At 60.1% G+C, this 24,883-nt stretch carries 14 protein-coding genes and 4 pseudogenes; 8 read left to right on the top strand and 10 right to left on the bottom strand.

What is annotated here, in order from left to right; translation table 11 throughout:
- Positions 1-215 precede the first annotated feature (215 nt).
- The 6 genes from G6K99_RS20695 to G6K99_RS20720 all read left to right on the top strand — a co-directional run bounded on the left by G6K99_RS20695 (position 216) and on the right by G6K99_RS20720 (position 10,795).
- Positions 216-2,186, top strand: coding sequence for a GSCFA domain-containing protein (locus tag G6K99_RS20695; protein WP_174197723.1), 1,971 nt, complete (start codon positions 216-218; stop codon positions 2,184-2,186).
- 154 nt (positions 2,187-2,340) lie between these two features.
- Positions 2,341-4,356, top strand: coding sequence for a hypothetical protein (locus G6K99_RS20700; protein WP_174197724.1), 2,016 nt, complete (start codon positions 2,341-2,343; stop codon positions 4,354-4,356).
- A complete protein-coding gene (locus G6K99_RS20705; RefSeq protein WP_174197725.1) occupies positions 4,353-5,870 on the top strand; it encodes a hypothetical protein in 1,518 nt (505 codons plus the stop codon). The genes G6K99_RS20700 and G6K99_RS20705 overlap by 4 nt, the downstream gene beginning before the upstream one ends.
- A gap of 3 nt (positions 5,871-5,873) precedes the next feature.
- A complete protein-coding gene (locus tag G6K99_RS20710; protein ID WP_174197726.1) occupies positions 5,874-8,717 on the top strand; it encodes a glycosyltransferase in 2,844 nt (947 codons plus the stop codon).
- A 199-nt stretch (positions 8,718-8,916) separates the two neighbouring features.
- Positions 8,917-9,972, top strand: coding sequence for an SIS domain-containing protein (locus tag G6K99_RS20715; protein WP_244631555.1), 1,056 nt, complete (start codon positions 8,917-8,919; stop codon positions 9,970-9,972).
- A 130-nt stretch (positions 9,973-10,102) separates the two neighbouring features.
- Positions 10,103-10,795 (top strand): glycosyltransferase, encoded by a 693-nt coding sequence (locus G6K99_RS20720; RefSeq protein WP_174197727.1) that lies wholly within the window; start codon positions 10,103-10,105, stop codon positions 10,793-10,795.
- Between the two features lie 220 nt (positions 10,796-11,015).
- Here G6K99_RS20720 and G6K99_RS20725 read toward each other — a convergent pair.
- A pseudogene (locus tag G6K99_RS20725) lies at positions 11,016-11,833 on the bottom strand (IS3 family transposase); the annotation flags it as partial.
- Between the two features lie 425 nt (positions 11,834-12,258).
- On the opposite strand from G6K99_RS20725, the pseudogene G6K99_RS20730 reads away from it, so the two are divergent.
- Positions 12,259-12,946: pseudogene (locus G6K99_RS20730) on the top strand (IS3 family transposase); the annotation flags it as partial.
- A gap of 67 nt (positions 12,947-13,013) precedes the next feature.
- Here G6K99_RS20730 and G6K99_RS20735 read toward each other — a convergent pair.
- A complete protein-coding gene (locus tag G6K99_RS20735; protein WP_174197728.1) occupies positions 13,014-13,694 on the bottom strand; it encodes a CatB-related O-acetyltransferase in 681 nt (226 codons plus the stop codon).
- 131 nt (positions 13,695-13,825) lie between these two features.
- Positions 13,826-14,476 carry a hypothetical protein gene (locus tag G6K99_RS20740; protein ID WP_174197729.1) on the bottom strand — a complete coding sequence of 217 codons (651 nt, stop codon included), beginning with the start codon at positions 14,474-14,476 and terminating at the stop codon, positions 13,826-13,828.
- 68 nt (positions 14,477-14,544) lie between these two features.
- On the opposite strand from G6K99_RS20740, the pseudogene G6K99_RS20745 reads away from it, so the two are divergent.
- Positions 14,545-14,964 (top strand): annotated as a pseudogene (locus G6K99_RS20745) (DUF1612 domain-containing protein); the annotation flags it as partial.
- Positions 14,965-15,710: 746 nt separating this feature from the next.
- On the opposite strand, the pseudogene G6K99_RS20750 reads toward G6K99_RS20745, so the two are convergent.
- The 7 genes and pseudogenes from G6K99_RS20750 to G6K99_RS20780 form a co-directional block, all read right to left on the bottom strand.
- Positions 15,711-17,378 (bottom strand): annotated as a pseudogene (locus G6K99_RS20750) (methyl-accepting chemotaxis protein); the annotation flags it as partial.
- A gap of 436 nt (positions 17,379-17,814) precedes the next feature.
- On the bottom strand, positions 17,815-18,300 hold the full coding sequence (locus G6K99_RS20755) for a chemotaxis protein CheW (RefSeq protein ID WP_062459796.1): 486 nt from the start codon (positions 18,298-18,300) through the stop codon (positions 17,815-17,817).
- Position 18,301: 1 nt separating this feature from the next.
- Positions 18,302-19,537 (bottom strand): HD-GYP domain-containing protein, encoded by a 1,236-nt coding sequence (locus G6K99_RS20760; protein ID WP_174197731.1) that lies wholly within the window; start codon positions 19,535-19,537, stop codon positions 18,302-18,304.
- Between the two features lie 11 nt (positions 19,538-19,548).
- Entirely contained in the window at positions 19,549-21,741 is a 2,193-nt protein-coding gene (locus G6K99_RS20765) for an ATP-binding protein (RefSeq protein ID WP_174197732.1), read from the bottom strand.
- On the bottom strand, positions 21,738-22,247 hold the full coding sequence (locus G6K99_RS20770; protein ID WP_342366109.1) for a molybdopterin-dependent oxidoreductase: 510 nt from the start codon (positions 22,245-22,247) through the stop codon (positions 21,738-21,740). Before G6K99_RS20770 ends, G6K99_RS20765 begins: the two co-directional genes overlap by 4 nt.
- 341 nt (positions 22,248-22,588) lie before the next feature.
- Entirely contained in the window at positions 22,589-23,323 is a 735-nt protein-coding gene (locus G6K99_RS20775; protein ID WP_062459805.1) for an autoinducer binding domain-containing protein, read from the bottom strand.
- Between the two features lie 102 nt (positions 23,324-23,425).
- Positions 23,426-24,883 carry a chemotaxis protein CheW gene (locus G6K99_RS20780; protein ID WP_092663013.1) on the bottom strand — a complete coding sequence of 486 codons (1,458 nt, stop codon included), beginning with the start codon at positions 24,881-24,883 and terminating at the stop codon, positions 23,426-23,428.

Raw genomic sequence — 24,883 nt, forward strand, 5'->3', positions numbered from 1 at the left:
ACCATACTGCATCCTCACACATTGCATCCGACGAACCTCCGCAGAGTGCTTTGTGTTCCCCTATAAACGGAAACTTCGGGCTTTGCACCCCCGAAAGCGGGGGAGGACTCTGGTCCTCCGGGGTTGTCGAACCCAGGCCAAATGTTCGTCAATATTGACGCACGTCCGGTCCTATGCTCTATCTCGACGCATCGGAATGAGGACTGGGACGGCGCATGACAATCGCGATCATCGGCCATTGCCAAGCGTCATCCCTGGCTCAGCTTCTCGGCGTAATCGCGCGACGCGACGATATCCGCGCCATTTCGGCAAAGGATCTTTCAGGTCAGGCGGCAGAGGACACCGCAAAAACGCTGGAACGCGACGAACAGATCATCGTTCTCTCGACCTGGCGCAAGGCCGTCGAGGCGCTTATCAACCCCAGGTTCCATGCGAGGATCACGGTCGCGCCGACTGTGTATTTCACCGGCTATCACCCGGATTTCGTCTATGCGAAGGGCGGTGCCGTTTCGCCGCTGGGCAACCCGCTCTCGGCCCTGGCGCTCTACGGCTTCCGGGAAGGGTTCAGCGTCGAGGAGACCGTGTCGCTGTTTCGCGACGAGGTCTTCGAGCATCTCGGTTACTACGATCATTGGGCCGCTTCCGTCGCAGCCCTCCAGCAGGAGGGACGCAAGACGGGGATCTCGCTCGACGCGATGCTCACGCAGTGGATGGCGCTGGGCTGCTTCGTCTACACCCCCAATCATCCCGTCCTGCCGGTCATGATCGACATCGCCGTTGCCATGGCCGAGAAAATGTCGCTCGATATCTATCTTCGGCGCCCGCACCGGCTGGTGGCGGACCCCTTCGTCTCCGGTCCGGTCTTCCCCGTCTTTCCGGAGGTCGCGCGCCGACACGGGATCGACGGTGATTATCTGTTTCGGGTGCCTATCCGAAACATGGATCTGAGCCCGTGGAAGGCGACGTTCGATCTGCCCGCCTTCGTGGCCCGGTTCTACAAGCAGAACGAAACCGTCGATCGCAGCGCCATAGAGTGCAAGCGGTTTGACGATGTCCGGTACGCGCGCCTTGCCGACTTCCGGCAGAAGCCCGGGGCAAGAGCCAAGAGCCGTCATCCCTATCGCGGCTTGCCGTCGCACCAGTTCTGGAAAAATGCCGTCTCGCAGGTGGCCATACCGGACATGGATCCGGTTGCGGGCAGGAGTTTCGAGATCCGGAAAGACCAGAAGGTGGCCGCCGCCGGGAGTTGCTTCGCGCAGCATGTGACGAAGAGGCTCGAGCGCGAAGGGTTCAACTACCTGGTCGTGGAGGACGGCGGCGGCCTCGATCCGGGCGAGGCGGTCCGCCGCAACTACCGCGTCTATTCGGCGCGTTACGGCAATCTTTATACGGCACGGCAACTGCTTCAGCTGTTCGACCGGTCGGAGGGAAAGCTCGTTCCGCACGACAGCGCCTGGGCGCGGGGCGATCACTTCGTCGATCCTTTCCGGCCGGAATTCGAGCCGGACGGGTTTGCCTCCATCGAGGAGCTCGAGGCCGAGAGAGACCGACATTTCGCGGCCCTGCGACGGATGTGGCGGGAGCTGGACGTCTTCATCTTCACGCTCGGGCTGACGGAGACGTGGCGCTCGAAGACAGACGGTTGCGTGTTTCCGCTCGCGCCGGGTGTCTCCGGCGGGGCCATGAACGAGAGCCTCTACGAATTCTATAATCTCGACACGCAGGACGTCATCGGCGACCTCATCGCATTTGCAGAGCGTCTGAAGTCCGTCAATCCGAACGCACGCATCATCCTGACGGTGTCGCCAGTTCCGCTGGTGGCTACCTATGAGAAGCGCCACGTGCTCGTGTCCAACGCCTACAGCAAGTCTGTCCTTCGCGTTGCGGCGGATGCCGTTTCCAGACTGCGAGATGACGTCGAGTATTTTCCGTCCTACGAGATCATTACCGGCTCCTACAACAACGGTCTCTATTTCGAGGCCGACAAGCGCAACGTCACATCTGCGGGCGTGGACCACGTCATGGGGGTCTTTCTGAGACACTACCAGTCGGCGCCCAGCCCGTCAGCGCCCAGCCCGTTAGCGGCTTCGGTGGCAAGCTTGTCGGCCCTGCCGGTCATCGCGCGTGAAATCATCGACGGACAGGGTGTGATCTGCGAGGAGGAATTGCTGCACGCCGGGGATTAATGGCGTTCGTTTCGTCTAAAAAGCCGACAGGCCGGAGATGCGGGCGGTCGGACTATTTCCTCCAGTGTCAAAAAATGTATTTTCGTAAGTGGGACCTTCACTTCCCCATAGGGATTTTTTTGGGGTGGGGATTTTGGGAGGAATTGCAGGATCAATGTCAGATACGTCAGTGCGCGATAACGGGTCGAGCCGACTGTCAGAGAGCCGGGACGCGAGCGACATCCAGGTCGCAGACGTCGGCTTTGGCCAGTGGCGGGCTGACGAGGGCGATCGGACGCGCCTCAATGGGCTGAGGGTATTTTGCGCGCTGCACGGACTGCCGATCGGCAGATCGCAGACCGGGCCCGTCCCTGACGAGGTCCTGACGCCTGCGCACCTTGCCACCGGCGTGCTGCGGTTTGCGCAGGACAAGCTGATCCGCATCGCCGATCTCTGGTTTACGAACAGTCGGTGCCTGCGGTTGCGTGTCGATGTGCCGCCGGCGTCCGCCGCTGCGCAACCCTTGACATGGGATGTCTACCAGACCGATCTGAGGACCGGCGGCCTCCTGTGCCTGGCGTCCCGGCCGATGAGCGGTGCCCGCCTCGGTTTTCTCGACGTCGTGCTGCGCAATCCGTTTCTGCCCGTCCTAGTGACCGTGCGCACCGGCGGTGGCGAGGTGGTGGAAACGGGCGTCCTGCCGTTCCCGTCGCTGTGCCGGGGCGGCCTGCACTATGCCGAACTCTGCGACTTTGGCTCCGCAGCCAGCCTCTTAACCGATCTCGCAGCCTTGTCGCAGCGTCTCGTGTCCAGCTTGCTCGCCCTCCGGTCGGGTGCGACGAAACCTCTGATCGGTGATATCGCGAGCCTGGCACGCGGTGTGGACGATGTCTACGCCCTGCTGAGTTCCGACATGCGCGCCTGGCTCGGCTGGCTGGTGCCAGGCCGGCGACTGACGATTTCGACCGTGGACGAGAATGGCAGGATCGAGCCGGGCGGCAGACGCGACGAGGAGAACGATGGCGCCCTGAGCGAAGGTCTCACGCTCGACCTTCCGCAGGCGTCGCTACCATCGCTGCAGGCCCTCTTGGCGCCCAACAGCGGCATGGCCTTGGGAACGGCGATCGGCAGCTTCCTGGTCGCGGAAGGCGAAACCGGCCATCCCTTGTGGGCCGTGGGCATGCCCCGTGTCGGCCGGGATATTCTGGACCTGCAGCCCCTGGGGGCGGCCCGCCCCTTTCCCCTGCTGCGCGGCGGCGATGCGGACACGGGCAAGTCGGGCATAACGGATATGCGGGCCCCGTCGATACCTCTGGCGATTAAGTTCGTCGACACCAACCCTTTGGGCCGGAAGATCACGCTTCTTGCGCCGGTTTCGCCGGCTGTCCTGATGCTGCTCCCGACCTCGCTTGAACCGGTGGAGGGGCGAATCACCGTCATCATTCCGGCCTGCGGCCGCCTCGGCGATGGGCTGAAGGCCCTCGTCGAATCGCTCGCGCAGCAGACCGCCTCGAGCCGCATGGATGTCGTTGCGATCGTGTCCGCCGATGATCCGTTCGAGCGTCTCGACGCCGAAGGGCTCCTCGGCCGGACATTCCCCGGCCGCTTCGTTCTCCTTGCCTCGACCGAAGACATGGGCCTTGCGGAGCGGCTTGCGTTGAGCGTGGCTCACCTTCGCAGCGACTTTGTCATGGTCGTCCATCGCTCGGTCACGCTTCATGATCGGCGGACGGTCTCGACGCTCGTTTCGCTCGCGTCGCAGGAAAGGATCGGGTCTGCGAGCTGCATGCTCATCCGCGCGGGCCTGTCGAAAAAGGAAAAGGAGATTGTCTTTCATTCAGCAGGGCTGTTTCCTGTCGTCACGCCCGATGGCGACGTGGCCCGTGCGCTGGATTGCCAGCAGGCCTTTCCTCTCGCGACCTATCCGGTCGCGGCCAACGCACCCGTGCTCCAGATGATCTCCGCGCGAGCGCTCTCGGCCTGCGGCGGTCTGTCGGCGGGATCCGGAGACGAGACCGGCTTTCAGGCCCGCGCCACGGCGCTCGGCCTGTTTCACGTCTGCACGACGGGCGTTTCCGCCGGGCTGCGCGTCGAGGCTGCGCCCGTCGCAGACCGCTCGGCCATCGACAATGCCGTGAGGGCGTCTGACCGTTTTCCGCTTTCCGCCGGTTTGAGGGCGCTCAGAGGATGAAGATCTGCATCATCATTCCGACCGAGGACGTCACCCAGCAAGCCGGCGTCCGCATCCGCTACAACCGCATCGAGAAGGCGCTGGCGGCGCGGGGCGACCGCATCCGCGTGACGAGCTTTCAAGCCTTTGCGCAACGCGGCGATGACGACGACGTCTATATCTTCAGCAAGTGCTACGATGCCCGCGCCCTGGTTCTCGCCCACACGCTGAAGACGGCCGGCAAAATCATCGGGATCGACCTTTTCGACGACTATTTCAGCCAGAGCCGGGACAGCCGAATGGCTCGATTCCGGCATTGGCTGGGCGAAATGACCGGCTGGATGGATTTCATCCTCTGCTCGACGCCCGCCATGGCCAAGGTGGCCAAGGCGCTCGCCCCGGCGCTGCCCGTCCATATCATGAACGATCCGGCTCCGGGTCTCGATCCGGATCGCCTGAAAATCCTTCTCCGCGACAAGATCGAAAAGGCAAGGCGGACCCGAAACATTGAGGTCTGCTGGTTTGGAATAGGCGACAACCCGTATTTCACCGTCGGGCTCGCCGATCTCGTTGCATTCAGCCACAAGCTGACGGAGCTGGAAGCCTCCGGTTACGAGGTCAGCCTTGCCATCCGCACGAATGCCCGCGCCCTCACGGTCGACAGCCTGTCCCGGCTGCGCCGTATCCCGGTGCCCTATTCGCTGCAGGAATGGTCGGTCGAAAGCGAGGCCCTGCTGATCGAAGAAAGCCTGATCTGCTTCATTCCGACCACAGGCCAGAACTTTTCCACCGCCAAATCGCTGAACCGCGCCCTGACTGCCCTGACGCATGGGGGACAGGTCCTGTCCGTCGGCCATCCTCTCTATGCGCCGCTTTACCCCTTCATCTATCGCCGTCCCGCCGATCTTCTGGCCGATCTCGAAGGCGACAGGCTTGCGCTCCGACCGCAGACCGTCGACGATATGGGGGTCCTCATCAACCGGCTGGGCAATATCGGTGCGGAAGCCGCGGCTCTCTCCGGCTTCCTGAAGGCGCATCGTCCCCAGTCCTCGCCCGTGTCCGTCTCGCCCGCAAAGCTTGCCGTCGTCCACGGCGTCCGATCCGACGACGACGTCAATACGAGTGCGACCGCCGCCGGCGCCATCACCGTGGCCAGCCCCTATTGTCGGGATCCCCTCAGCGTCGACGTCCTGTTCCGCTTCGTCGCCAAGGCGACGCGGATGGAGGTCCTGGTCTGCGAGCGGACGATGCTCCAGCTGCCGGCCTCTCTCGTCGCCGGCTCCGGTCTGCCGGAAACCGTGGGAACCCGGCGTTACCGCAGGCTAAGCCTGCCGGCCAACAGGCTCGAGGTCGCCTGCGCACTTTCCGGCCGCGGGGGGAGCACGATCGAGATCATGGCGGGTTACGGGGCGGTCCTGCGCCGCATCGAGGCCGTGATTGCGCATCTTTTCCCGGGCATGACCTGCGTTTTTTCCGAGAAAAGCGTGTTTCCCTTCGCTGTTCTCACGACACCGAATTGTGAAGTCGAGGCCTGAGCGATGCGAAGACCGTCTGCCATTTTTGTCGTCAACCTCATCCAGGACGTGAACATCCTGCGTCCGCTCGTGCTTCTGGCCGTCCGCGACCTGAACGTCGAGGTGGGGCTGCTGGTGTCGCTGCGGTTTCGCCAGTCGGACACGACGGGTCGGTGGCTGGAGGAAGTGTCCGAGCTCGCCGCGCTCTGCGGCATCGAGATCTTTCATTTTCGCGATCTCGCCGACAGCATAATGGTTCTCTCCACAAGACGCGGCATCCTGGTTGCAGCCAGCGAGTCGAACCTGCCCGCGCATGCCGAAACGCACGACCTTTTCAGGGCGGCACCACCCGGCTTCGTGACGATGACGCTCCAGCATGGTTTCGAAGGCGTCGGCTTCCTGCACAGCAGGGAACATGATGCCGCCCATGGACGCGGCGTGACCTTCGCCGCCGATATCGTCTGCGGATGGTTCGATGCCGACCGGCAAGTGTCGATGCTGCCGTCGCAAAAGCCTAAACTGGTGGTGACCGGCCCCAGTTGCGTGCTGAATCCGCCCATTTTAGACGGGCCGCACGTTGAAGATGGGCCGCAAGGCGAAGGCGTGCCCGATGCAATGATAGCTCCGATGACGGGTCTCGTCTGCGAGAACCTGCACTCCGTGCGCTTTACGGCGAATGCCGGTACGCAAGGCAGTTTCGTCGAGCATTTCGAAGCCTTCTGTCAGGAGCTCGCGAGCGACGACGGCAAGGTCGTTTTGCGGCCGCATCCCGCCGGGCAGTTTTCCGTTCGCAACAGGCTGAAATTGCCCTTCAACGCCCGCATAAACAACGATCCGATGTACAAGGTGCCGCTGTCCAGCTATGCCTATGGCATCTCGGCGGCCTCCTCGGTGATCATCGACATGCTCCTGGCCGGTATTCCCGTCGCCGTCTGGCGGGACGACGGCGATGCCATGGATGCCAGCGCCTATGACGGTCTGACGGTGGTGAGGACGGCGCAGGACTGGATCGGGTTTGCCCGCGAGGCGATGGCCACGCCGGAGATCTTCCTCGAGCGGCAGCGAGCGTTTCTCGATCGCCAGCACATGCCGTATGAGGCCTGCGACGTGCGCGAACGCTTCATCCGTCTCTTTTCCGCCGCCTGCGACGCGTCGCCCGCGCCGCCCGTGCCGCCACGGGCCGTCAACCGTCTGCTTCTGGCCTCGCGGGCGCCGAACGTCGGGATGACCGGCTTCTTCAATGCGGCCTTTCCCAACCTTGCCGCCGTGTCCGCGTTCTCCTTTCACCCTTTTCCGATGGCCGGTATCCGCAAGGCATTCGGCATTCGCATGTCGCCCTCCGCGGTCGCCGCATGGATCGAAACCCGCCTTTCGGCGATCGAGCCGACACTGATCGTCGTCTGGGAAAAGGACCTGTCCTCGCTCGAGGTGAAGACGCTGGTTCATTCGGCCCGCCGCAAACGCATCCCAGTCGCGGTCTTTCTGGCGGCATCAAACATCGAACCGGGCGTGTCCCAGGATGTCAGTGGCGATGCCGCGCTCATGCAGGACATGAAGGCCCTGGCCGATGTCGTCTGCGGCCCGCCCGCCCGCCTGTCGCGTTTCCGGCCCGCACTCGAGGCGGCCGGCATCCCATCGACGGAAATCACCGGGATAGAAGGGCATCTCGCCATTGCGACGCGCCGCGGGTCGGGAAACGCGATCGAGCGGCACGCCACGCAAATTCGCCGCCTCTGCAATCTCGACGCGAAATCGCGACGAACACGCGTACTGTTCGTCAGCCCGGCCTTCCTGCCGACGCTGCAGCTGAGTTTCGTGAAGCCGTTTGAAAGCCCGGCGGGCAAGACGGCGTTCGCCTATCACATCATCACGCAGGAAGACGTCAACGCGCATCTGAAGAAGCGCGGCTCGCCGGCCGAAACGCGCCAGTGGATCGCTGAAACGGCTGCCGATTTCGCGCCTGATGTCATCGTCTTCTGCCGCTATGGCGGGCCTTATGAGGACGTCTTTCTCGACTATGCGGCGCACGCGCATGTGCCGACCCTCTACCACATCGACGACGACCTCCTGAACGTGCCCGCGTCCATCGGAGAGAAGAAGGCCGTCATTCACAACGATCCGGCCCGCATTGCCGCCGTAAGGCGCCTGCTCGACGAAACCGATCTTGTCTACTGCTCGACGGACAAGTTGAAGGACCGGCTGGTCGGCCTGGGCGTGAGGGCGCCCGTGCGGGCCGGCGCCATCTATTGCTCGTGCCGGGTCATTGCGCCCGCGGTCCTCAGGCCGGTGCGGACGTTCGGCTACATGGCAAGCTCAGATCACGCACAGAACCTCGACATGATACTGCCGGCTGTCACGGCCTTCCTGCGGCGCAATCCGACGGTCCGTTTCGAGCTCTTCGGGTCCATCCCGAAACCGGAGGCTCTTGCGGAGTTCGGCGAGAGGGTCGCGACCGCGCCGCCGATCCGCAATTACGAGACCTTTCTGGAAGAGTTCGCGATGCATGAATGGGACGTGGGCATCTGCCCGCTCGTGCCGATCAATTTCAACATGGTGAAGGCCAATACGAAATGGGTCGAATATACCGCGATCGGCGCCGCCGTGATCGCCAGCAGCGGAACCGTCTACGACGCCTGCGCCTCAGACGGATGCGGCCTTTTGGCCGACAGCACGGACACCTGGCTTGCGGCCTTCGAGGCGCTTCTCGATCCGCAGACCCGTTATGCTCAGGTTCAACGCGCGCAGGATCGCCTTTTGGCCCACTACACCACCGAAAAGCTTCTCGAACAGGTCACGGCTGTGATCGGCGGCGTTTCTGCGCGATTTGCTGCGAAAGGGCCGATGGCCTCGGGCGTAAGTAAAGCATGACTCGGCGGCCGCAGGCAGCAGGGGCCATGGCGAGACCGGGATTATGTCGACGTCAAAAGCCTGCTTTCCCACGACCGGATTACGTTGTAAGGAAACAGACTACGTCTGGTGATCCGACGGCTTTCAGAGGAACGCGATCGATGGTCGAGCGCAGACCATACTGACAGGAGACAAGGTTCCGTTTCACGGCGGTGCCTTGATGACGGGTCGAGATGGCCCGGTTGGCAAGGACATAGCGAAAGAATGTGATGACGCGATGAATGCCACTCCCAGAGCTCATTTAGAGCGCAGACCCTCCGACGACGACCAGGCGATCAAGTCCACCGCGCGGCGCGTGATCACGACGGAACAGCGCGCGCTCGGCCTGCTCGCCGAGACGATCCCGGCGGATTTCTGTGCCGTGGTGCAGCTGATCGTCGGCATCAAGGGCCGCGTCATCCTATCGGCCATCGGCAAATCGGGGCACATCGCCCGCAAGATCGCCGCAACCTTCTCCTCCACGGGCACGCCCGCCTATTTCGTGCATCCGGCCGAGGCGAGCCATGGGGATCTCGGAACGATCACAGGCGACGACGTCTGCATTCTCGTGTCCAATTCGGGCGAGACGGCCGAGCTCTCCGACATCATCGCCTATACCCGTCGGTTCAAGATCTCGCTCATCGCCGTCACCAGCCGGGCCGAGAGCACGCTGGCGCAGGCTGCCGACCTCAAGCTCTGCCTGCCGCCCGCGCCGGAAGCCTGCACCATCGGCATGGCGCCGACGACCTCCACCACCATGGCGCTGGCGCTGGGCGATGCGCTGGCCGTGGCTCTGATGGAGCAGCGGGAGTTCGCAGTCGAGAATTTTCGCACCTTGCATCCGGGCGGACGGCTGGGCGCGCGGCTCGCGCGGGTGAGCCAGCTGATGCGGGGAGCCGCGTCGCTGCCGCTGGTGCAGCCGGAAACTCCGATGAGCGACACGATCCTCGAGATGACCCGCAAGGGATACGGCGTTGCCGGGCTGATGCAGGACGACCGGCTGGTTGGCATCATCACCGACGGCGACCTGCGCCGCCACATGGACGGGCTGATGACGATGACCGCCATCGAGGTCGCAACGCCGTCGCCCACCACCGTGCCGCCATCGATGCTGGCCGTGGAGGCGGTGGCGCTGATGAATGAGAAGAAGATCCACATGGTGTTCGTCGTGGAGGACGGCGTCAAGCCGATCGGCATCCTGCATATCCATGACTGTCTGCACGCCGGGGTGGTATAACCCCGAAACCGGTCGCAGGACCCTTCGCAGAGAGGGCGATCGGGATGCGGCGGCAAACGCGAGACGAGAGACGTGCCGGCCGCCCAAACGGCCGGGACCCCAAGGGAACCAGACAGAGAAAGACAGCGAGATGAGCGACCATATCAAGATTTTCGTCGGCTACGATACGCGCGAGGACATTGCCTGGCAGGTGTGCCGCCACTCCATTCGCGCGCACAGCGGCACAAGCGTCGAGATCTACCCCCTGAAGCAATCCACTCTGCGGGAACTCGGCCTTTACACCCGCGACACCGACAATGCGGCGACCGAATTCTCGATCACGCGTTTCCTCACGCCTTATCTTGGCGCCCATGACGGCTGGACGATCTTCGTCGATTGCGACTTCCTCTTCACCCGCGACGTGGCCAGCGTTCTGGAAAAGGTCAGTCGCGACAAGGCGGTCTATGTCGTGCAGCACGATTACACCCCCGCCAACATGGTGAAGATGGACGGCCAGCAGCAGGTGACCTACCCGCGCAAGAACTGGTCGTCCTTCATCCTCTTCAACAATGCCCATCCCGAGGTGAAGGCGCTGACGCCCGAGATCGTCAACACGGCCGCCCCCGCCTTCCTCCACCGCTTCCAGTGGCTCTCCGACGACAGCCTCATCGGCGAACTGCCGCTCGCCTGGAACTTCCTCGAGGGCGAATATCCCAAGCCCGAGGAAACCCCGGCCGCGATCCACTATACGAATGGCGGACCCTGGTTTGAGAACTGGCAGAATGTCGACTATGCCGATCTGTGGATCGCCGAGCGCGACCGCTATCTGGCAAGCGTGAAGTAACAGCCCACCGCCTTGCACGGGGCATGAGCTGAAAGGGTGGGGCTTTGCGGTCTCGCCCTTCTTCATTCCGGGTGCGCTCGAAAAGCGCATCGACCTCAATGACACCGATTTACGCGCTGCCTCTTCTACGCCCGCCGTGCCGCCCCGAAATTGACTGCGGAGATGACGAAGATCGCCGATTATCTCGTGTCGATCGGTCGGAGCTATCCGCCGCCGGAGGGGTCCCGGCATAGTCTGCCGGGGTCTGGTATCCGAGCGATGAGTGAGGCCGGATATGATTGTAGTTGGTCACCCATTCGGCAATGGCACTTCGGGCATGATCGATGCTGAAGAACTGGCTTTCATTGAGCAGCTCGTCGCACATGCGGCCGTTGAAACTTTCGACGTAGCCATTCTGCGTCGGCCTTCCCTGTGCGATGTAGTGCCACTCGACCTTGTGATCCTTCGACCATGCAAGAATGGCATTCGAGGTGAGTTCGGTCCCTTTGTCGGAGACGATCATGCCGGGCTTGCCTCGCCGCTCGATCAGCATCGTCAGCTCTCGGGCGACACGGCGACGGAGATAGACGTGTCCGGGACCGCAGCAAGGCATTCGCGTGTGACGTCGTCCACGACATTGAGCACGCGGAAGCGCCTGCCACATGCGAACTGGTCGTGAACGAAATCCAGTGACCATCGCGCATTGGCCTTCGCCTCCACCAGGATCGGCGCACGCGTGCCGACAGCACGCCGCCTCGTTTTGCGCTTGCGGACCGAAAGGCCTTCCTCGCGATAAGCCGGTAGATGCGGTTAACGCCGGACGGCTTCCCTCCTGCCGAAGCAGGATGAACAGTCGCCGATATCCGAAGCGTCGTCGCTCGTTGGCGAGATCGCGCAGCCTCGAGCGCAGTTCGACTTCCGGCGGGCGGCAGGACCGATAGCGGTCGTCTTTCGGTCAGCGGATATGATCTGGCAGGCCCGCCGTTGCGAAAGGCCCATGATGGCCGTCAGGTGCGCGACAGCGTCAAGCTTGGCGGTAGGCCCTACCATTAATGGGCTGGTCCGCCGCGCCCCGCGGCTGTCTACGGAATTGATATCGGCAAGAACATCTTCCACGTCGTCGGCCTCGGAAGCGATGGCGTGCCAGTCCAGAAGGTTAGTTTCCGACGCGACACGCTGCTACAGTTCTTCGAGCGCGCAGCACCGGCGATCGTGAGGATGGAATCGTGCGCAGGATCTCAGTAGATCGCCAGGAAGATACAGAGGCTCGGAAAAAGGTACGCTTGATCCCCGCGCAATTTGTGAAGCCCTACGTAAAGTCGAACAAGGCCGACCTCATATGCTGAGGCAGCCACGCGACCAACGATGCGGTTTGCTGCACTCAAGAGCGAGGAACAAGCCGATCTTCACGCTTTGCATCGGGTGCGGGACCAGATGATCGGAACGAGAACGCGGCTAGCCAATTGGCTTCAATTGGCGAAAGGCGTCGCATCACGGCGATGCTGCACCAGACGGGTTGGATCGTGAACGTCAAACGGGTTGAGAGGTTATGGCGAAGGGAGGGGCTGAAGGTTCCACCCAGGCAACCCAAGCGCGGTCGGCTGTGGCTGAACGATAGTTCGTGCATCCGGCTTCAGCCGGAATACCCCAACCATGTCTGGTCCTATGATTTTGTCGAGGACCGGACGCATAGTGGAAAGAAAATCCTTATGTTAAACGTGATCGACGAGTTCACGAGAGATTGCATTGCCATCAGGGTCGAGAGGAAGCTGAAGGCGGTCGATGTCATCGATGTGCTCTCTGATTTGTTCATCCTGCGCGGCATCCCGGCACATATTCGTTCCGACAATGGTCCTGAGTTCATCGCCAAGGCTTTGAGGGAATGGATTGCGCTGGTCGGTGCCAAAACGCCATACATCATGCCGGGCAGCCCGTGGGAGAACGGCTACTGCGAGAGCTTCAACTCGAAGCTCAGGGACACTGCTCAACGGAGAGATCTTCTACACGCTCAAGGAGTCAAGGATCATCATCGAGGGCAGGAGGCAGCACTACAATGCCGTACGTCCGCACTCATCACTTAACTACAAGCCACCAGCACCTGAAGCCACCGTTTGGCCCCGTCAGAACGGACCGGCATCAACCCCGGTGGTAGCGGCTCCCAGCATGCACTAACGTCAAACCCGGATCACCCAATGGGGGCAGGCCACGTCCACCCTGCAAACAGATACGCGCGATGAAATCAAGTAGGACCGAGTGTGAGCAATTTAGGCTTGTATTCCCACCCTTGCGTTTGTTTGATCCGGTCTATCTCGTCTAGAGTTTTTTCGACGTCTGTGAAGTCCAAGCCTTTCAGCGAGCTAGGTTTGACATCCCACCATCCTGACTCAAGTAAGCGATCAACAGTTGGGTCGTTGAAGCGTTTGCGGATAGGCTTGGCAGGTACACCAGCGACTATGCAGTACGGATCAACATCTTTTGTAACGATCGCACCAGCTGCGATGACGGCGCCATGACCTATCGAAACACCTGACAAGATGATCGCTCGGCTCCCGATCCAGACATCATTGCCAATCTTGATTTGACGTGAGTCTGTCGTGAACGCTGGCTGTTCGCCGGAATAGAATTCGTCTACCTCAGGATGTCCGGCGAACATCTTCTTGCGGTAAAAGAATGTGCTGGTCGAAAGCCAGTTTGTAGGATGCGGTCCCGCCCCGGCCAGTATCTCCTGACCGAAGGAGCAATAGCGGCCAACACTCTCCGTCGAGTAGATTTCACAGCCTCTACCAAGGTAACTGAAGGATCCAAAGGATCTGATCATCACAATAGTTTTGCTCGCAATTACGACGTTTTCCTCAAACCGTGTTGCCCGTCTGAGCTGAAACGTTGAAAGTGGCGGAAGGCTAACGTTGAATTCCTTCAAGGCTCTGTCCCTGGCAGTAGCGTCCATTTTTTCTCACAGCCCTCAATTATGTCATACTGCCCGCGGACTGCATCCATCCCGCAGAACGATACGCGTGCGGCGACACAGGTCGATTACCAAATTCATACGTCCTAAGCTATCGGCGCCGTTTGTAGCGCTGAAGTTGCTGCGAAGATTGTTTTCAAACTCTCCCTCTTCTCCAACATGGACATAGCCCCGGAAGTCTGACGTCTTGATGAACTCGACGCGCCTAAGTGAACGCGAAAATATCCCGCACGGCTGTAGACGAGGTTCGGCGGCAGGTTCGCGTTAAGATCTAGTTCCCGCTCGACGCCTTGGCCGATAAGCACCGTCCCGCTATCCAGGTCTACGGCGACAACATCGTATCTGTTCTTGCCGGCGCCTGAGATCTTCGAAACGCCACGCAGGTGTTGCCCCGTCGTGCCGGTATCGATGGGGCCTGGCTGAATATCGGTGGATGTTGCAGGCAGATTGTAAGCCCAGGCGCTGCTGACGGCACCCTGCGCAAAAGCGAAGCGTTCGGGCTCTGTGATTATCGCGATCTTGCGCGGATCCTGATCGGTCCTTAATGCCGAAGGGACAAAGATACCTTCGTGAAGGGCGCCGCTAACCATGGTGGTCGCAACAGAGCCGCCTGCACCCGCCATCGTATCAAGAGAAGTGCCCCCAACTAAAAATAGGAAGCAGTACCCTTCACCGAGTTTGTTGTCATAGCGCCTCTCAAATCGCAGCCAGCTCGTATATGGGATGTAGCACGACATCATGCGCTGCTACAATCTATGACCGCTTCTGGCGCGAATTGGTAGATGGCTGTCCGCCCTTACTGGGCATAAACTGGCTCGGCCGGCTATTTGCCGCCTCCATCCTTCGCCAGGCCGGCGTCACCACCGGTGTACATCTCGCTGCCATCAACCTCGAACTGAAAACCATTTCCGTTAATCGCCGACGGCATCGCGATCGCGAGAGCCGGCTGCTGGCGATCGCCCACGGCATTCTGGCGGCCGCCGAGATCGGCATGAAAGAGCATGACCGGCTAGTTTTGGCGCGCACGCTGTTCGAGCGGAAGCTGGAGGGAAGACGGACGTCGTCACAGCTGCCGGAGCTGGTCGAGCTGGTGATGGCAAAGCCGTTGGCGTCGGCCGGCATGGTGGCGAAGACGCTGGAAATAACGCCGCAGGCGGCGCGGCGGATCGTGACAGAGCTGGGTCTCAGGGAGATGACGGGGAGGGGGCAATCCAAAACCCCAGGAGCGAACTCAAACTGGAGAAAGCTTGGCGGCAAGGTCACACCGTTTCCCCAGAACGCAGCTGACGCTTTCGCAAAGAACAGTCGAAGGAGGGTTGGTAAGGCAGAAGCTTCATTAATCTGATGCTCATGAACGAGAGCGGGGTGCTCTCGTTATGGAGTAACACGAACAAAACCGTGAACATTAGCCGGCTAAATAAAATCGCGTAAGTCTTATTATGGAACCAACGGATATTGATGGCAAGTAGCAGGCTTAGCGGCCTTGGCTGAGACGGTAGATACGTCCGCTACGGTTCAACGTGCCGCCTCTGAAGCGCCGATATCAGCACGCCATTTCCGGCTATCTTTGCCGACGCGTGAGAGACGAAGCGAGAGAGACGAAGCGTGACAAAGCAATGGCCGCGGGTTTGAAAAATGCAAATCCTAGCTCAGCCGCGACCTTCGGTAGCTTGTAATCCCGACTGACCTTGGAGCCTTACCAGACAGCGGCTAAAACTCCTCCCACGCCTCGGCGACAGCTGCACTTGTTGGAAAAGAGCTGTTCACTCTCGCCATCAGCTTTCTGGCTGGGGACCGCATATGGGGCGCGCCGTTGGCGTTTCCGGTTCGAGGTTGAAGGTCATGTCCTTTGCTCAACGTGAACCGACCAATCATGGTGAAAAGGTTATCTGCTTCGCGGGCAAGGCTGTTGCTGGCTGCAGTCGATTGTTCGACCATGGCCGCATTCTGTTGCGTGCCCTGGTCCATCGTATTGACCGCCATATTGATTTCCTTGAGCCCGACCGCCTGCTCCTTGGCCGCTTCGACGATGGCGGTGACATTGACGCTGACGTCTTGGACGCGGGAGACGATCTCAGTGAGCGATTTTCCGGTTTCTGCAACAAGCTGAACCCCGTTTCGAACCTGCTCGCCTGAGGTGTTGATCAGGGTTTTGATCTCCTTGGCCGCCTTTGCAGAGCGTTGAGCAAGTTCACGGACCTCCTGGGCGACGACGGCAAATCCCTTTCCGGCCTCCCCGGCGCGCGCCGCCTCGACGCCGGCATTCAATGCCAGCAGATTTGTCTGGAAAGCGATATCATCGATGACCCCTATGATCTTGACAATCTCGTTCGACGAGCGCTCGATTTCGCCCATTGCCGAAATCGCTTTTCGCACGACGTCGCCAGACTTTTCGGCACTGTCCTTTGTCTCGGTGACAAGGCGACCAGCGGCTTCGGCACGCTTGCTCGATCCGGCAACGGTGGTCGTGATCTGCTCAAGGGCCGCAGCCGTTTCTTCAACAGAGGCAGCCTGTTGCTCGGTGCGCTTCGAAAGATCATTGGCGGCCGACATGATCTGGTTGGAACCCGCCGCGATCGTCTGCGCGTTCTGGCCGACAGTGCGCAAGGTCTGCTCGAGCCTTTCCATGGAGCTGTTGAAGTTCGTCCTCAACACATCAAGCTGCGCAACGAATGCTGCATCGATCCGATGCACGAGATTCCCATTCGCAAGCTGATCGAGACCATGTTTCAGGTTATCGACAGCGAACTCCATCGCTTCGGCTTCCGCGGCTCTGATCCGGTCGCGTTCGATACGCTCCCGCTCTGAAACGCTCCGGTTTGCATCGGCCTCGGCCTCAAGACGAGCTCGATCTTTCGCACTTTGCCTGAAGACACCAACGGCGCCTGCCATCGTACCGATCTCGTCGCGGCGGCCCTCTCCGAAGATGCGCACGTCAAGTTTGCCGCTCGCCAACTCGGTCATGGCCCTCGTCATCTCGGTCAACGGCCGGATAACCGCAGAACGGACCGTCCACACCGAAATCACCACGACGGTAAGACCCGCGAAGGCAATGATCGCCATGACCAATGTCAGGCCAGCCTTCATCTCCTTTCCTGTCGCGAGCGTTTCGGCTGCGACGCGAAGCTGAAGCTTCACCAGTTCGTCGATGGGACCACCAAGCGGATCGATTGTCGGATAAAGATCGGCGTCGGCGAAGCGTCCCAAGGCATCCAGATCGCCGGATGCAATCAGGGTCAGCAGGCCTTTCAGCTTTGCATCGGCCGCTGAGCGAGACGCCTCGAAGGTCGTAGCGATCGCCTGCTCTTCGGCTGTCATCTTCGTGTTGCGATATTCGCGCCATCGCAGGTCGATGACCTTCATGGCGGTCTCGATGTTTTCGGTCGCCTGCCGGGCTGTCACCGTTCTCGCGCGGGCCTTGTGGACCGTATCGACGATGTTTACCGCGTAACTGTCGGCGACCTGCTTCAACTGCGCCAAGGGGATGACGCGATCTTCAACGATGGAATTGGCAAGCTTGCCTTCTTCATCGAGTGCATAGAAAGCAAAACCAGCCATCGACAGTAGCGCCGTAGCGAGGACGAAAAGACAGGCTAGAAGCTTTGTTCGTATCAACATTTTCAACCTCTCATCGGGCATCGACCCGCCACCGGCACAACGGGCCGGAAGTCAGTATGGTCGCAGATTGTGGATTTTGGAGAAACTGACCGTATGCAGTGGCAAGGCGTCTTGCTCGCCGGTACCGCAGGGGTCGATCGGAAAAGGAATTCTAGACGATTGGCCCAAACTAAAATTGTTGCCGTTTACCGGGCAGTGCAAATCCTGAAATCGGTCTCGCGCTGACAAAAGACGAGCGCCTACCCACTCCCTCGATTTGTAGGGCAGATTCGTTAAACTGTGGTTACGATGCGAAAATCAGCAATTCGTCTTAATCAAATACTCATACGTTGTGCGATTGAGGCGTAAGTTGCGTTTCAGGTTGTACCTGCTTCCGCAAGCCAAGTTTGGTCGTGCACCGAACTGTCATCTGACAGTCACGGAGCGTCTAGGCGGATGCGTGCGAACGGCGCAGCTATCAGGCGGCGATGAGGCCGGCGGTATTCAAACCTTCGAACATTCGTTCCAGGTTCAAAAAACAGATCATTCCTGTGGGCTGGACGATGATGCCGTCGGAATAGCTCGTCGCGGCACCCGCGTTCATGTCAGGCACAGGCTGCATGTTTTCGACGGGAATCGTGAGGATGTCCGAGACCCGGTCGACAACAAGACCAAAGGCCATTCCGTGGACTTCCGCCACGACGATCGCACTCCGCTCATTGGGTTCGGTACTCCGCATACCGAGCTTGCAGGCGAGGTCGATGATCGGAATCACTGCACCGCGGAGGTTCATCACTCCCAGAACCTCTCTGGGTGAATGCGGGATCGGCGTCGCAGGGCCCCAGCCGCGGATTTCGCGGATCGTCACCGTCCTGACGCAGAACTCCTGGTCGTGAAGGCGGAACGCGATGATTTCCAGGGTCTCACCGGAACGTGCAGAATTGGAAGGATGCAAAGTGTTCATTTCATCGTCCTTGCAAAGCGGTCGGTTGATTTTCGAGTTCGTAGTTCTGTGTTGTTGGTGACGTCATCATTGCAACAGTCAGTGGACCGTCATTTTTCTCCACGCGGGTATCGCTGATGGCGCGGCGGCAGCGTTCAAAGGATTCCTGCGACTGCGAGCACCCAGCGTGAACCGGGATGCAGCTTGTAGGCACTGAAAGCAGGCTTTCCCTGCGATCGGTCTCCATGATTTCGAGAATGACGGACAATGCCTTGTCGAAGGCATCGACGCAGCGGGGGTCGAAGTGACTCCCCGATCTTTCACGTATGTGCGCCACGGCGCGATCCACGCTCCACGCCTCTTTGTAGGGCCTTGCGGTCGTCAACGCATCGAAATTATCGGCAATGGCGACGATGCGACCGGAAACCGGAATGGTCTCACCCGAAAGACGGAACGGGTACCCCTGCCCGTCCCAGCGTTCATGATGACTGCCAGCAATTTCTGCAGCAAGCTGCAGGAGGCTCGACTTCGACTCCCGGAGAATATCGCAGCCGACGACCGTATGCCGCTGCATGGCCGCGAACTCCTGTTCGGTCAGCTTGCCATTTTTCAGGAGGACGGCATCGGGAATGGCGACCTTTCCGATATCGTGCATCGGCGAGGCAAGCCTGATGTCGGAACAAGCGCGCGCCTCCATGCCGTAGGCCCGCGCGATTGCCTCGGAATAAAGGCCTACGCGCCGCGTGTGCCGGGCCGTCTCGAAGTCCTTGTAGCTTGCTGCAATCGTCAAGCGGTCAATGATTTCCTCCTCGCGGGCACGCAGCTCGACGACCGCTTTCTCGACCTCGATACGAAGCCACTCGGCCTTGTCAGCAAGCTTGTTGCGCGCGTCCACGAGGGCGACCAGGTTCTTGATCCGGGCCTGGAACTCCAGCGGGTTCACGGGTTTCGTCAGAAAGTCGATCGCGCCTGCATTGAGCGCCGCCATGCGCGTCGCCGTATCGGTATCGGCCGTGACAAATACCACGGGCTTGTCGCGGTAATTCTCGAAGCGAACAAGTTCGGTCAACAGCTCGATGCCGCTGTAGACAGGCATCTGGAAATCGATGACCGCGATGTCGAATTCGAGCGCCGGGGCATCTGCCAGCACGTCTTCGGGGTGAAGATAGGGAATGGCGACGCAGTCCGGCAGTTTCTCGACGAGTCTCGTCAGGAGAGAGAGGTTCGTTTTATTGTCGTCGACAAGTAGAATGCGCATGTGAACGTCCCTTATGCGACAAGGAGCTGCCTGTAGCGGGTGACTGTGTCTTCAAGGTCTGCAAGTACGGTTTCGGTGATTGATGCATGACGGAGGTCCTGAGACCGGTCAGCCACGTCTTGAAGACCGACGCTGCTTGCTGCGCCCTTCAGAGTGTGCAGCAGATGATCGGTATGACGGTGGTCATTGACGGCCAAGGCGGAGTGAAGATCTGTGAGGAGTAGGCTTGCGTCTTCGAAAAAGCTCGACAGGAGTTCGTCGAACGTCTCTTCGCCCAGTGCCTCCACGATCTCCAACCGCCGGGTTTCGAACGCGTTATCGATGCTCGGACTTTGGATAGGCTCCACAGCAGTTTCCGCAGCCGCCTCCAGAGACCCGATGATACCCCGAAGCTGATGCATCGAGACCGGCTTCGACTGGAACCCCGTCATCCCCGCCTCCTCGCAAAGCCGCCTGTCGTCGTCAGAAGCATTCGCGGTCATCGCGATGATGGGAGCGTTCCGGCTAAGGCCGTTGGAAGCGCGAATTTGCTTGGTAGCCTCTATGCCGTCCAGCCTCGGCATCTGCATGTCCATGAGGACGAGATCGAAGCGGGTCGTCTCCGTCAGTTTGACGGCTTCCAGCCCGTCGTTCGCGATCGTGACCAACTGGCCGAGATGGGCGAGAAACCCCGCCGCGACCTGCTGATTGATCACGTTATCCTCGACAAGAAGGATATTCCATGACTGAAACTGTTGGGGCGCGGCCTTTGCCGCCAAGGCGTCGACAAGACCCTTCTCGGCCGGGTTGGCAGGGATTACGAACCAAAAGATGCTGCCCTCGCCTTTGCGGCTGTTGACACCTATTGTTCCCGACAGCGCCTCTACGATCTGCTTGCAGATGGTCAGTCCCAGTCCCGTACCACCGTATTTCCGGCTGATAGACGCATCGACCTGCGAGAACGGCTGGAATAGCTTGCCAAGACCTTCACCGTCGATCCCGATGCCTGTATCTTCAATCTCAAACCTCAGCTGTGCGTCTTGCGGATCGCCAATCTCCAGCACGCGCAACGTGACGGTGCCCTCGCTCGTGAATTTGATGGCGTTGCTCAACAGGTTGAGAAGAACCTGACGCAGACGGGTGGGGTCCGATGATATGACCGGCGTGGTGAACGAGATCGGCAGTTCGAGCGCAATGCGATTTCCGTGTTCAGTTGCCCTGTCTCGTACCATTTCGACCGTGGCTGTGACGACGGCCCGAACGTCAACCGCGCGGGTCTCGACGTCCAGTTTTCCGTGTTCGATCTTTGCGAAGTCTAGGATTTCGTTGATGATCTCGAGAAGCGCCTGACCAGAACGCCTGATGGTCTGCAGGCCAGGGGCAACTGACGGCGGTAGCGGAGACAACTCCAGTAGTTCCGCAGTTCCGAGAATGGCGTTCAGAGGTGTGCGGATCTCGTGTCCCATCGTCGCCATGAACTGGGACTTGGCGCGGTTCCCGGCTTCCGCCGCGAGATATGACTCCTTCAGCTGGTTCGAAATCGCCTCCAGGCTGAGACCGGCAAGCTGAACTGACTTGAGCTGACGTCGCAGCGTAAGAATGAGGAATACCACGCAGCAGACAAGAAGTGCGACGAGACCCGCCGATTTCATCTGAAGGTCAAGGACTGCGTCCCGAGCCTCAGCCCGTTCGATGCTGACGGTGCTGTTCGTATAGAGAAGCAGTTTTTCCGTGTTCTCTACCAGCCTCTCAAACTCTGAATCTGCTGTCTCTAGCTGCACCGGATCCACGGGGTCGCCTGCGGCCAGTCTGTCGAAAACGGCGCTGCGACCGAACACCGCGTCGCGAATGGCAGTGACCTGCTCGGCAACAGCCGCATCCAGCTTGAACTTTGTCTCGAACGAGGTTTTGTCGAGAATGTTCATTCGCGAGTACAGAATGTCGTAGCGCGTCCCGAGAGCCTTGATGCGCTCCGGAGTCAGGTCGTTTTCAACGAGCATGATGTGCAGGGTCTCGTGCAACCGGCGCGCTTCCCGGTCGAGCTGGTAGACGGACCACAAAGCGTTCTCGCGAATGCCGTCCTGCAGGGCGGAGTATTTCCTTGAGATATCGGCAAACAGAAAAACGAGGCCCAGCAACAGCAACACGGCAAAGCACTGCAGCACGACGGTCGCCTTGCTGGCTTTCCGGATGATATCGCCACTCTGCTGGGCGGCAGTGATCATTCAGTGACCTCGATATCCTTGATCTGCCAGACCGACCGGGAGAAGTATTTCTCGTTGAACAGACCTTGGTCCTTATCGAAAGGATACACGAGGAAGAGCGGGCCCTTGTCGCGGACAGACATCAGCTTGCCGTCCATGCGGGTGGCGAGCATTGTGTCGAGCGAGGTTGCATCTTCCATCGGCAGGTCAGCGGCATAATCGTTGAGCGCAATGACCTTGAGCTTGTTGCCATGGGCCCCCGCTGCCTCGAGTACAGACCGCAGAAGCGGGCCGGAGAACTTGACCACGCCTTCGGTCCAGGGGGTCTCCATTTCACCCGTGCGGCCCGCAAGGGCTTCGAGCATAGGCATGTCGAACTGGGCTTTGCCACCGACGTTGGGATGATCGAGCTTGGTGCCAGTCACCGTAAGCACCACCTTGCCTTTCGGCAAGTCAAGCGCCGTCGCCTGAAGAGGAAGCAGCGCGCCGGCGACAATGACGGCTGCGATCATGATGCGGTTTATCACTTGAAACTCCAAGATACGAAGTAGACTCGCGGCGCGCGCGACAAGCTGTCAAAACGGGGGGTGCCTATTGGCCAGCGTCCCATCGGGGCATGCGTGGTGGAATACACCGCGCGCTCCTCCCAGATCGGCGTCATGCCGATTGCGTGTTCAACGCTGTGGACGCCTTAATTCTAGGGCGGAGGCATTTATATTAGGTGAATCTTGAAATGAGAATTGGAGTAGAAAGAGACGTTACGAGACGTATCGCTCAATTCTTACTTCTTTGCTGTTGCCTCAGGCGCTTACGGTCGAAAAGATGACCGCGCCCTGTGGCAGATCGCTTTTTAGCTAGGGCGATGCGATCATGCGATGAGCCGGCGGCGTATAGCTTCGGCAATGGCCTGCGTTCGGTTGGTCGCGCCGATCTTCTTCACGGCCGACTTTATGTAACTGTTGACCGTATCGTTCTGGTATCCGGTCGCGACCGCAATCGCCTCGCTCGTAAGCCCAAGACTGGCCTGGGTCAGGCAGGCAATTTCACCCTTGGAAAGCCGAAGCTGGTGGGCAGCGAAGCGATCCATCAGCGGCTTGGTGACAGCCGTGTGAATGGATTCCGCTACCAGCGAAAGGAAGATCAACTCTTTTTCGTCAAACGGTGTCGAGCGGGAAAAACAGATCGCTCCGTAAATGACATCGTTCCTGAGGATCGGGATAAGCGTTCGGTTGTGCAGGCCGAAGGTTCGTTGGAGGTAAACGAGCCTCTGCGGCGGCGGAGTTTCCGCGTAGACCTCGCTCTCGACCACGATCACGTTCGAGGCCTTCGCGGCTAGCACGAACGGGTCGGTCAGATAGAGGCGATCCGCGTCATAGGCGTCGAGGAATGCAGGAGGCATGTCGGTGTCGATCGAAAAACCCTGACCGAACCTGTAGTGGTCGACGTCGAGACCGCTGATGGAGATGTAGTCAAATGGAACCGCCAACCGCAGGCGGTCAACGATGTCGTTTTTTCCGAAATGACGATGCTTCGGCACCGAACGCAGGTCGCAATAGTCGTCGAGAGCGTTTGGATCAAGAATGGAAAGCGCGCTGACGGGCATATCAGAATCCGTTGGAAGATCGTCAACACGAGTTTTGGCGTCTCAGCGTTAACAAAAGGTAAAGACTCAACCTTGGATTTTGCAACCAACAGTCGGGCTCTTTCAAGCGAGGGCTTTTCTGAGGTCGATATATGGGAGGAGCCGCCCGTCCGCTGACCGAACCATGAAGTCTCCCAGGATCCGGTGCTCGAACCCGCTGGAGTCCGTAGCGTCCGGTCCTGTCGCACATTTCGAGGCCATTTCGATCCGTGCCAGACTGTCGACCACCAGGCCAGTCGTCTTGAGGCCGTCCGACACGAGCAGAACGCGACCTTCTTGGCCGGGAGGAACTGCAGGCAACCGGAGCCGTCTGGCAAGGGAGATGAGAGGGATAGCTGTGCCACGGTGGACAAACAGGCCCATCGTGCCGCGTCCGACATTGTTCAACGAAACGTAGTCTTCCGGCATCTCGACGATCTCCCGGACATCGGCAACCGGCGTTGCCATGTCTCCCCCTGCTCTGAAGACCAAGTATGGCAGCAACGCGTCTCCGCGCTGCCCCGGCGCTCGACCGGCCGCCGCTGTCTTGGGCTTGGTGGATGAAAGTCGCGAAAACATCAGCAGGACATCGTCACTCATCATTGTGCGCTCGTCGAGGACGAGAAACAATGTCCGTCCGTCGACGGAATAGACACCGCTGAGAACAGACCCGGTCTCTACGGCATTATCAGGCATCGCCATAATGTCGCCCAACGGTATCGGCCGTATATCGACGACGGTATCGAGCGCAAAGCCCAGCAGCCGGTCGTCGGGGTAACGCAGGACGAGGACGGACGACTGCTTGCGTTCCGACAGGACGCCCATGCCAAGCACCCGAAGCGTATCAAGAACCGGCACCTGGGTGCCATGATGATCGATGACACCGAGGCAGGTCTCCGTCTTCATCGGCGAATCCTTCAACTGCGCGGTCGGCGCGGTGGCCTCGACCACCCCGGCCGCAACGCCGAAAGAAAACGCGCCGCACGTGAACAGCAGAAGCGGCTTCGCATTCGAGCTCGTCTTTGCGACCGCCTCCGCGACTGGCTCTTGCACCGACGGAATTCCCGGCAACGCCAAGATGCGCTCCGCTGCCAGGACCGAGATTACCTTTCCGCTGTGGAAGAATGAATGCGTGACCAAAGGTCCCTGTACGGCGGGTCGCGACACGCCCAGTTCATCGAGTGCCGCGACGTCTTCTGTCGCGATGCCGCGCACTTCGTCAGCAAAAATGCATATCAGCCTCTGTCTTACCCGCAGGACCAGAATCACGGCGCCGTAGGCCTCCGTCGCCGGCAGGCCGAGCATCGGTCGGATATCCATAACCGGGATGGTGCTGCCTCTCAATTCGAACAACCCGCACAAGCCGGTTGCCGCGATGCCTGCATTCGATAGCCCACCGGGCGCCGGAACGACTTCTCGGATATTCTCGACATTGATGGCAAGCATCGCCTCGCCAATGCGCAGGAGGCCGAACTGCTGCGTTGCAGGGCGACTGCCTCTCAGCACTTCCGGCATCGCAAGAGATCTGACCATCTGGTTCAT

The sequence above is a fragment of the Neorhizobium sp. AL 9.2.2 genome (genome assembly GCF_013317225.1).
Classification (GTDB): domain Bacteria; phylum Pseudomonadota; class Alphaproteobacteria; order Rhizobiales; family Rhizobiaceae; genus Neorhizobium; species Neorhizobium soli.